This window comes from Candidatus Goldiibacteriota bacterium (assembly GCA_016937715.1).
Taxonomy (GTDB): domain Bacteria; phylum Oederibacteriota; class PGYV01; order PGYV01; family PGYV01; genus PGYV01.
The window spans coordinates 1-10,340 of record JAFGWA010000118.1; the positions used below are offsets into that span (position 1 = coordinate 1).

Sequence of the window (10,340 nt, forward strand, 5' to 3'; positions counted from 1 at the left end):
CGGCAGAACGAAAAATCAGCAAGGGCAAACAATAAACAACGCGCCCTAAAAGGACGCGGCTACCAAGGCAATAAAACACACGATGGCTATAGGGATATCGAGATTCGAGATTCGAAAATTTGATAACAGCTACACCCGGAGGCTTGGAACGCTTGGATGCTTAGAGGCTTGGTAACGGCAGAAACAGCATAAAGCAAGCCCATAGATTCCAAAGGCGGGCAATAAACCATAAAAAGAGATTAACCCATAAACTTATATCCCATATCCAATAGATAAAGGCAGCATCACCGCATTTCCAAAAACTTCCTTATTCCTATTATCCCTGTTGCCGGGTTGATATTATTATTGTCTTCTGATGAATTTACCACATACGCTTGTGCCCCTGAAAATGCCCCGATTTTTGCCCTTGCGTCTTTTATTCCGTCCAGCATGCCCGGCTCAAAACGCATCCCGGATTTAAATTCACACAGGGTAAACTTCCCTTCTTTTTCAATGACAAGGTCCACTTCCGCGCCCTTTGCTGTCCGGTAAAAGAAAAAAGTTTCCCGAGCTCCTGTATTTCTTACTTTTTTAACAGCTTCGCTGATGCAATAATTTTCAAAAAGATAACCCAAAAGCGGCGATGTATTAAGCGTTTTTTTATCCGTAATATTATTAAGCCTGCATACCATTCCGTTATCCATAAAATATACTTTGGGGCTTTTTGTAAGCCTTGTCCTTGTATTGGCATGATATGGATAAAGCAGATATATCAGGCCGCCCGCTTCAAGGATTGACACCCATTTTTTTATAGTAGAGACAGCCGCCCCTATATCCGCGGCAATGGCGCTTAAATTCAAAATCTGCCCGCAGCGGTATGACAATATTTTATAAAAAGCCGAAAAAGCGGTAATGTCACCGACATTATAAAGGGTCTTAACATCGCGCTCTAAATAAGTCTGGATATATGTATCATACCATCTTTGAAGGCTGCTGATATTTTCCGCATATACCTGCGGGTACGTGCCGCGAAGGCATGCATTTTCAAAAAGTTCCTGCCCGTTTTTTATTCCCGTGAAAGCGGAAATTTCACTTAACGACAGAGTTTCCATGCTAAGTATTCCAACCCTGCCCGCCAGTGTTTCCGTAAATTTCTCCGCAAGCAGAAATTTCTGCGAGCCTGTTATTATAAACCTGCCTTTTTCACGCGGATTTTCATCTATTTTCATTTTAATCTGCGGAAAAAGATCCGGCGCATACTGTGCTTCGTCAATAATCAGTTTTCCCTTAAAAAAAGTATCTAAAAACATGCCCGGATCCGTCTGGGCAAGCCGCCTTGCGGAAAAATCATCAAGGGTTACATAATCATAATCTTTTCCAAGAATGTGTTTTATCAGGGTGGTTTTACCGGCCTGACGTGGACCGGTTACGGTCACAGCCGGAAACTCTGTTATTATCTGTTTAAATGCCTTTTCAATATCCCGTTTTAAATATATGTTTTCCATATTTATATAATAAAATATAAAGGTTTATCAGTCAAGTGCAAATTTAGTTTGGCATCGTAAATTTGCACCAGTGTACATCAGGCCCTTTTCCGGCCGACACGGTTATTAAGGATTACTTAATAACTGAAACTGCTGAATAAGTTGGAGGCTTGGTAACGGCAGAACGATAATACGGAGGGATGATAAAAGCCGAGGGACGGAGGGACGGATGCACGGAGGGACGGAAGGATATCGAGAATCGAAATTCGAGATTCGAGAATTTGATAACCCCCACAACAAACCTATAGATAAAGGCGGAGGCTTAGACGCTTAGACGCTTAGAGGCTTAGAGGCTTGGTAACGGCAGAACGATAATACCGAGGGACGGAGGGTCAGATGCACGGAGGGACGGAGGGTCAGAAAAAACAGAAACGGGACGCGCGGGAGCACGTCCCCTACAATGGTAAATTCAGACAAAAACAAGACGCAACATGTTGTGTTCGTGCATTAAAAACAAATTCAAACTGCCTTGAATGCATTGAAAGGCGGCAAAACCAAAAACGGCTAAAAATAACTTTATTTTTTTAACCCCTTTAAAATCCCGCATATTTTTTCAACGTCTTCATTTGTTAATTCCCCGTAAAACGGAAGGCATAAAACCTCATCTGCCGCTTTGTGCGCGGATGGCAGAAGTTCTTTTTCTGCCGAAGGATAATCTTTATAACACGGATATTCGCTGCACAGCGGATAAAAATACTTTCTTGTAAAAACATTATATTTCTTAAACTCTTCATAAACACTGTCTCTGCTTGAACCGAATTGTTTTTCATCTATTCTTACTGTAAAATACTGAAGGCTTTCTTTTATATTTTCAGGATTTTTATAGCAGGCAACGCCTTCAACACCGCTTAATTCCCTGTGATATATCTCTTGCAGCCTGCTCCTTTTACCCCTCTCTTCTTCAATCAATTCAAGGTTTAACATCCCCAACGCCGCCTGAATCTCGGTCATCTTGCCGTTAAAACCGGCTGTTATTACCTCTTCTTCATTCTTTATTCCCATATTCCTTAACAGTTCAATTCCCGGTTTAAAACAGCCGTCCTTATAAGTTAAACATCCGCCTTCGCCCGTGTTAAAAAGTTTCGTGGCGTGAAAACTGAACATTGATATATCCCCAAAATTCCCTATTCCCACGCCGTCAATTTCCGTATTAAAAGCGTGAGCCGCGTCATAAATTACTTTAAGGCCGTGTTTATCAGCTATTTTCTGTATTTTAACCGTATCACACGGGGTTCCAAATATATGAACCGCAAGAATACCCGTTGTTTTGGAAGTTATTGCCGCTTCTATTTTATCCGGGTCTATATTCATGGTTTCATTTTCAATATCGCAAAAAACAGGGTGAACCCCATTTAACAAAAGCGCGTGCGGAGTTGCCGGAAAAGTAAACGGGGTTGTAATAACCTCGCCTTTAAGGCCCAAAAACCTGACCGCGGCCATAAGGGCTGTTGTCCCGTTATTAAAGAGGGACACATATGGCGCCTTAAGAGCTTTCCGCGCGCTTTCTTCAAATAACCTGTGCTGTTCCCCCATATTTGACAGCCATTTTGATTCCCAGATTTTATTAAGCCGTAACTTAAATTTTTCCAAATCAGGCAATAAAGGCCTTGTGACATAAACCGGTTCTTTAAACCCCCCTGTCATAACCCCTCCGTTTTATTATATTCAAGGTATTCCCGTTCAAGTTTTTCCAGAAGCTGCCTGTCCCTTTCCGCCACTTTTTTTGGCGGATTACCCGCGACAATAAAATAATCCGGTACATCTTTGCGGATAAGCGTCAGCGCGCCCGCTCCGGAGCCTGTCCCCATCGTGACATTCGGCAGAATAACACAGCCGCTTCCTGTCCCTGCGTGTTTTTTTAAAATAACCGGCCCTGATTCTGTTTTCTTGAATTTTCCCGGCACTGTGGGGTTTGTCAGGTGCCCCTGTGTATAATCGTCATTTGACGTATATAAAACGCATTTAGACGATATGCCGCAGAAATCAGAAAGCACAACGCGACCGCCGCCCCCAAAAATATATGCCCCGGCCCCTATATGCACGTTGCTGCCTATCTCTATTCCGCCGCTTCCGGCGCTTAAAATACAAAAAACATCAATTCTGCTGTTGTCTCCGACAGAAACATACTGCGGGTTAATTATAACGCACGATCTCGCGATTGACACATTTTTTCCGATTTTCTTTAAACCCAGTTTTTCCAGTTCGCCCCTGCTGTAATTCATTTCAATATTCTCCCTTATTTTTTCAGAAAGATTTTCTTCTTTAAAGGTTGCCTGTAGTTTTCATTTTGTTTTTACGGGAAAAATCCTTCAGTATTTTTTGCACGTTTTTCGCGTCGCGCGCGTAATTTCTGAACTTTTCGCGGCAGAATAAAATCCGCTTCCATTTATTGCCTTTATAATCCCACACCATCACTTTCATGCCCGACAGAAACGATTCCGCAAGCAGATAAGTATCAGGGTCATAACAATACAGCGTTTTATACCGCCTTAATAAATTCAGATACATTTCCCTTGTAACCGTGTTTTCCCTGTTAATTTCAACCGCTGATTCCGGGTGCGCTTTTAGGTTTTTACCTTTATGTACAAAATAAAGGCCGCCTTTATCCCTTAGTGTTTTCTGCTTTATCTTAAAATCCTCTTTTGACAGGTGCGGCAGAAATAATTCTTTTGTCCGTTTATAATAAGAAGCTTGTTTTGCCTCTTTTTTAAAAACTTTTCTGTAATGATAAACCGTTTCTTCTTCTGGAAATACGGCAGGCCCGCCGTGCCTGCCCGGAAAATAAAGCACCCAGCGCAGCACGGGTATTGCAAGATTATAAAAACCTTCAAGATTTATTATTTCAGGCGCTATAATCATATCATCGGTTCTTTCCGGCAGCAGCCTGAATTCCGGTTTTAAATCAAACGCGGGGTTATAAACCGCGGTGTTTGTAATTACTTTATGCCCGCACCTTTGCAGAAGGTACATAAGGTAGTGCATTGCCTCTATACCGCCGCTTTGATGCGTGTAATCCGGCGAAAACACGAAAATTTTCATTTAACAGCCCTGCCGGCATACATTATTATTATTTTCCCTGATTAAGTTTTTTAACCATATTAATGGCTTTTCTTGCGGCTCTCTTTACTATATTGCCTTTTTTTTCGGGTTTTTTCGCTATGCAAGCCACCATTAAAAAGGAGGCAAAATTTTTAACAGCAGGGTCATCTTCACACATAATCTGCGTCGGCGATGTGTATGCCGCGTCCAGCACTATAAGACCGGCCTGCCGCATAAGATATGAAAGGCTTTCTATTGTAAATCTCCAGTAGTCATTGGGAAATTCATGTATGGGAAAACAGTTTGGAACAGTTACATACATAAGCCCGCCCGGGTTCAGGCTTTTCGCGCACTCCGAAACAGCCACAAACGGGTTTAAAACATGTTCAAAAACAGCGCAGGATATTATCACATCAAATTTTTTTGGTATTTTACTCTGCCTTTTTAACGCTTTAGAAAGTTCATGAAGGTCAGCTGTGATATCAACATCCACCCCTTCCTGAAAATCAGTGCCATAATGCCCTTTTGCGTTCGGAAACCATTCCCTGTGCATGCTTGTCTTTCCGGGAATTGCCTGCTTGGTTCCAACTTCCAGCACTGTTGGTTCTTTCATTTCCGCAACCATTTGTGTAAAGGCAGTAGTAAGTTCCCCCTGTTTGTAGCTTGTCCCGGTTGTTTCCATAATTACTTTCACTTTTTAACTCCTTATTTTTCAGGTTATATTTAAAAACCTTTTATCCTTTCATCATATAATCCGTTAAAACTTTTTTGGGGTCGCCGTCGCCCGCAACCGCGCCGCGGTCAAGCCATATTACTCTTGTGCATAAATCCGTAATTGCCTGTGGCGAATGCGACACAAATACCGTTGTCACGCCGTTTTTTATAAGTTTTTTGATTGCGTCCGCTGATTTCACCTGAAAAAAACTGTCGCCTACCGCAAGGATTTCATCTATCATAAGCACTTCCGGCTCGGTATGAACCGCTATCGCGAAAGCAAGGCGCATATACATACCCCAGGAATAGGTCCTGACCGGGCTGTCAATAAACTTTTCAAGTTCGGCAAAAGCCGTTATCTGTTCAATTTTAGCCGTCATCTCTTTTTTTGTATGCCCTAACAGTATCCCGTTTATTACTATATTTTCCCTGCCGGAAAGATCCGGGCTGAAACCTGCGCCAAGGGCAAGAAGCGGAGTCCTTTTTCCCCTGACAAGAACAGTGCCTTTTGTGGGTTCTGACACGCCAAGCAGGACCGATAAAAGCGTGGATTTGCCCGCGCCGTTCTTTCCTATAATTCCGACGCATTCGCCTTTTTTTATCTCAAAAGACACATCCTTAAGCGCCCAGAAAACTTCTTTCCTCTTTTTTATAAAATTTCCTATATTAATCACAAATTCCTTAAAACCGGGTTTATCAGAAAACGCGGGATAACTTTTCCATAGATTTTTGACAGTTATCATCAGATTACCCCGTCAATCTTTTTTTCAAGCGCCTTAAATATTATAATTCCGGCCAGAAGAAACATAACAGACGCGGCAAAAGCAAAACCTATATACTGCCAGTTTATGGCGTTATGCATTATAAGGCTTCTCCAGCTTTCTATAAGATAAAGCATGGGATTGGCGGCAAGCAGTACCCTGAATTTTTCCGGGACAGCGGACAGCGGATATATAACGGGCGTAAGCCAGAAAAGCATTGTCATAAAAACGCCCGCAATATATTCAAGATCCCTGAAGAATACATTAACAATAGAAACCGCCATTGCCGCTCCGGACAATGTGATAAACTGAATTATTATCAGAATCGGAACACCGTACAGCCACTCTATCCCCGGCATTTTTCCGCCAAAGACAAGTATTGCCGCCAGCACGGGTATGGAAAAAAGCATTGTTACAGACTGGCCCGCCACCAGCGAAAGAACCAGAAAGTGTTTTGGAAAAACCACCTTTCTTATAAGATCGGTATTGCCTGTCAAAGTGTTAACAGACATCAGAACAGATGCAGAAAACCAGTTCCACGGAAAAAGCGCGCTTAACAAAAATAACGCGTAATTTTCCATTTTAATCCTCATAAAAACACTAAAAGCAAGATAATATACCAAAGCCATAAGAACCGGATTTAAAAGCGACCACGCCAGCCCAAGCACTGTCCTTTTATACTTAAGAGTTATTTCTTTTTTAACCAGTATTACAAACAGGTCAATATTTCTCTGCAAATCCCTTTTAATCACTTCATTCTCCTTTTATTAGAACCCTTTATGGCGCATGCGTTTTCAAGAACTTTTTCAATATTTTCATACTGATTTTCGGGAGAATAATGTAAAAGCGCGTGCTTTTTAGCGTTTTGTACAATTTTGGCATCAACGCCCTTTTTATAAATTTCTTTTATAACGCTGTACCAGCCGCCGCTTCCGCATAAATAACCGTTTTTACCGTGCACTATTGCTTTCTTAAAGGAAAACACCGGCGAAGCGCACGTCACTGTGCCCGCGGCAGCAGCTTCAAAATATTTAAGTTCTGATTTACAGTTAGTGAATTCATTGTCAATAAGCGGCGCTATATTAAGGTCAACTTCGGATGTTTCTTTCTGCAGTTCCCTGAAATCTTTAAAAGGCACCATTATTACCCTTTCTTTAGAAAAAGGCTTTAATGCTTCCGGCATTTTTATATAACCCGCTATTTTAAATTTAATTTCTTTATTTTCTTCCATAAGCCGCGCGATCTGCGGCGCGGCAACATCAAGGTCATGGCTGTGCGAATGCGAGCCGCTGAAATATCCTATCACAAACGGATGGCTGTAAGACCGTGCTTTTTTTTGTTCATAAAGTTCCCGCGAAACGCTTATCTGTTCTTCATTTAAAAAATTACGTATCACAAATGACGGTTTTTTATAATGCCTTTTAAGCCTTGATGCCAAAAATTCATTTGTTGAAAGAAGCGCGTCGCAGAGGGACGCCGCGCTGTTTATCCTTGAAAAATAAGCAAACCAGAAATTACAGGTATTTTCATCAGACAAATTTTCGCCCAGCGTATTAAGAAAAAATTTTATTCTGCCGGTGTCAAAAACCAGGTCATCAAGGTCAAAGAGAATCCTAACCGAATGTTCCCCGCACTCTTTTATAAAAAGGTCAAGTTCTTCCGTCCACCTGAACCTTACCGCCACGGCAAGATTAATAAAATCAAAATATTCCCGCAGTTTTTCAAGTTCATAAGAAAAGAAATATGACCCTCTCCACTTTTTGCCGAATTCAAGGGCCTGACACATGTTATAAGCCCTGTATCTGAAAGTGCTGCTGTCCGGGCTTTCATAAAGATATACCGCTGTTTTCATCCCGTTTTCGCGTGCTTCATACAAAATTTTTATTCTTTTTTTTAAAGAAATATCCCAGGGCTTCACATTTGTGAATGCGGCACCAAACCGTGTTTTTAACTTACGCATGATACTTTAACCTCTCTGACGCGAACTCATTTACGGGCGCAAGCGCTTTATCCCAGCTGCGTGCAAATTCATATTTCCTGTAATTACCCTTTCTTTCAGAAGGATTTTCCGCAAGTTTTACCGCGCAGCCAAAAGCCTTAAGCATTGCACTTTTATCCAAATCCGAATATATAATATTTCCCGGCGAAGCGCCCGGGCTGTAGATATTGTCCCTGTTTGTCAGCAAAACAGACCCTGCTGCCGCCATTTCCACCGCTTTATAATCCGGACAATGCGAATAATTAAAAGAAACCGTAAGGTCAACTGTTGGCGCTAATTCGGCCCCGTCATCGGTAAAAATATCTTTAACATATAACGGCCGGCTTTTATCCGAAAAATTAAAATCCCCGGCTTCAGTTCCATGCATTAGAATCCTCCATTTATTTGTATCTATAATTCCCGCGCTTACGGCCATGTCAATAATTTTAAGCCCGGTTTTATAAAGCCCTGATTTTGTATCATGCCTTTTTGTGTATAAAAGCCTGAACTGCTGTTTTTCGGCAAAACTTGCTTTTTCAGGTTTCACGGAAAAAACAGGCTGGAAATAACAGCTGTTTTTAATCACATTGCGCGCTTTTACGCGGTTAAACCGCTGATACAGATTTTTGGACAGTATAAAAAAATCAATATTCGCGTTATTCATGGTATTGCCATACAGCAGGCGCGCGTCATTATCAGGGAGATGAACCGTATCAGATTCTTTAAGCAGCCAAAAAAACCTTTTATTTTTAAAAGTCCGGGTTATGGCGGAAGCTCCCTTCCACGAATCGGCAATAAAATAATCATTATCGGAAACTTCAAGCCTTAAAAGCCCCGCGTTTCTGACTCTTTTATAATCCGAATAGAATTCAACATATTTCGGCATTCGCAGTTTTCGTTTTTCCATAAAATTATTAAACGTTTTTATATCAGCCGGCGCTTCCCTTGTTATTATCCTTAACGTCATTCCGTTATTGGCAGCCAGGCTGCCGGCCAGCGCAAACGAGACTTCCGCCGATTCAAATAAGTTTTCAAATACATCCGTGACAAGATTAAGCCTTTTTCTTTTTGACGGTGCATCCACCGTGTACAGCGGGCCTGTTTCGGCAGAAAAATCATTATTGCCCTTCGCCGTGCGCGCGGGGTTATAAGGCATATCAAAAAATAAAATACGCTTTATCTTTAATTTCGCCTTTTTTATAACCGCCTTAAAACCGCCCGCTTCAAAAATCCTTAGAATTTTAACCGCTGTTTGAAACATAACTGTTAACGCCTTTCTTCTTATTTAAAAAAGATATTATTTAACAACTTTTACAGCCACCGTAAATCCGTTTCCCACCTTGTCGTCCGTATCCATTATTTCCGCGATTTCCCAGTTTAAATATTTTATAATTTCAACAACATCCTCCGTTATCCAAAAAGAAAAATGATCATGATAATTTAATTTTCTGTTTTTAAACCTGCCTTCATGCCTGCCTATAAGTTCCTTTAGCGTCGTCCTTTCTTTTTCTTTATCAAAAGTCCTTTCTTTATGAGGCACTATCATAAACAGGTAGCCGCCGTTTTTTACAACCCTGTACCATTCTTTCAGAGCCGCTATAGGGTCAAAAAAATGTTCCAGAACATGCGAACTGACCACAAAGTCCTGGCTGTTATCCTGAACCGGCAGTTTATCACCGTAAGCCACTATATCAACCGGCATAGCTTTGCCGCATATTTTAACTTCTTCCCGTTTAAAAACAGTATTCATATCGCCGGTGTAGTCAACATTTTTTGTATTCAACCCAAAAGGGTTATGCGCGGAACCGCCTATTTCAAGGCCCCTAAGTCCGTCAAGCAGTTTATGCGCAAGGGCGCTTTCAGGAAAACACATCGCAGGCCCTTGTCCGGCGGGTTCGCCCAACTCTTCTGAATCTTGCCTCTTATTGCCTTTCGTTTCTCCGATTACTATTTCATCGTCGCTGTTGGCAAGTTTATACGCAACCGTTTCGTTTAATTTTGATTTTTGCCTTTTAATGCTTCCCGCCTTTTGAAAAGCTTCCACAACTCCTAAAACATGCAAAAACCTGCCGGTAAAAACAAATACGGCAACAGTCAGAGGCAGCATAAAAAAATGCCCCGCAAGAGACAGTACTCCCATATTTTTCCACACAAAAAGAAATGTGTTTCTGTAGCTGAACACAAGCATCTTTTTTTCATCATAAAATTTTTTAAATGTTTCCCGTCCTTTATGATATACAACAGAAGCAGGTTCGTAATAGCCTTTATATCCTGCCTTCCACCCCCTGTAACATAAATCCACATCTTCAACATAACCGGGTAAAA

The 10,340-nt window shown here is 41.5% G+C and carries 10 protein-coding genes; all 10 read right to left on the reverse strand.

Annotation, left to right across the window (positions count from 1 at the left end):
• Positions 1–284 precede the first annotated feature (284 nt).
• On the reverse strand, positions 285–1,484 hold the full coding sequence (locus JXR81_11480; protein ID MBN2755463.1) for an ATP-binding protein: 1,200 nt from the start codon (positions 1,482–1,484) through the stop codon (positions 285–287).
• 555 nt (positions 1,485–2,039) lie between these two features.
• Complete coding sequence (locus JXR81_11485; GenBank protein MBN2755464.1) at positions 2,040–3,167, reverse strand: DegT/DnrJ/EryC1/StrS family aminotransferase; 1,128 nt, start codon at positions 3,165–3,167, stop codon at positions 2,040–2,042.
• Positions 3,164–3,745 carry an acyltransferase gene (locus JXR81_11490; GenBank protein ID MBN2755465.1) on the reverse strand — a complete coding sequence of 194 codons (582 nt, stop codon included), beginning with the start codon at positions 3,743–3,745 and terminating at the stop codon, positions 3,164–3,166. Before JXR81_11490 ends, JXR81_11485 begins: the two co-directional genes overlap by 4 nt.
• Positions 3,746–3,785: 40 nt before the next feature.
• Positions 3,786–4,562 (reverse strand): hypothetical protein, encoded by a 777-nt coding sequence (locus tag JXR81_11495; GenBank protein MBN2755466.1) that lies wholly within the window; start codon positions 4,560–4,562, stop codon positions 3,786–3,788.
• A gap of 28 nt (positions 4,563–4,590) precedes the next feature.
• Positions 4,591–5,256 (reverse strand): methyltransferase domain-containing protein, encoded by a 666-nt coding sequence (locus JXR81_11500; protein MBN2755467.1) that lies wholly within the window; start codon positions 5,254–5,256, stop codon positions 4,591–4,593.
• Positions 5,257–5,296: 40 nt separating this feature from the next.
• Positions 5,297–6,019, reverse strand: a complete 723-nt coding sequence (locus JXR81_11505) for an ABC transporter ATP-binding protein (GenBank protein MBN2755468.1) — start codon at positions 6,017–6,019, stop codon at positions 5,297–5,299.
• Complete coding sequence (locus JXR81_11510) at positions 6,019–6,789, reverse strand: ABC transporter permease (GenBank protein ID MBN2755469.1); 771 nt, start codon at positions 6,787–6,789, stop codon at positions 6,019–6,021. The genes JXR81_11505 and JXR81_11510 overlap by 1 nt, the downstream gene beginning before the upstream one ends.
• A complete protein-coding gene (locus tag JXR81_11515) occupies positions 6,786–7,997 on the reverse strand; it encodes a glycosyltransferase family 4 protein (GenBank protein MBN2755470.1) in 1,212 nt (403 codons plus the stop codon). Before JXR81_11515 ends, JXR81_11510 begins: the two co-directional genes overlap by 4 nt.
• Positions 7,990–9,276 carry a hypothetical protein gene (locus JXR81_11520; protein MBN2755471.1) on the reverse strand — a complete coding sequence of 429 codons (1,287 nt, stop codon included), beginning with the start codon at positions 9,274–9,276 and terminating at the stop codon, positions 7,990–7,992. Before JXR81_11520 ends, JXR81_11515 begins: the two co-directional genes overlap by 8 nt.
• A gap of 36 nt (positions 9,277–9,312) precedes the next feature.
• Positions 9,313–10,340 (reverse strand): methyltransferase domain-containing protein (locus JXR81_11525; protein MBN2755472.1); only part of this gene is annotated, 1,028 nt, incomplete at its 5' end.

Coding starts and splice junctions, on each gene's coding strand:
- JXR81_11480 (MBN2755463.1), bottom strand. CDS start 1,484: ATGGAAAACATATATTTAAAACGGGATATTGAAAAGGCATTTAAACAG.
- JXR81_11485 (MBN2755464.1), bottom strand. CDS start 3,167: ATGACAGGGGGGTTTAAAGAACCGGTTTATGTCACAAGGCCTTTATTG.
- JXR81_11490 (MBN2755465.1), bottom strand. CDS start 3,745: ATGAATTACAGCAGGGGCGAACTGGAAAAACTGGGTTTAAAGAAAATC.
- JXR81_11495 (MBN2755466.1), bottom strand. CDS start 4,562: ATGAAAATTTTCGTGTTTTCGCCGGATTACACGCATCAAAGCGGCGGT.
- JXR81_11505 (MBN2755468.1), bottom strand. CDS start 6,019: ATGATAACTGTCAAAAATCTATGGAAAAGTTATCCCGCGTTTTCTGAT.
- JXR81_11515 (MBN2755470.1), bottom strand. CDS start 7,997: ATGCGTAAGTTAAAAACACGGTTTGGTGCCGCATTCACAAATGTGAAG.
- JXR81_11520 (MBN2755471.1), bottom strand. CDS start 9,276: ATGTTTCAAACAGCGGTTAAAATTCTAAGGATTTTTGAAGCGGGCGGT.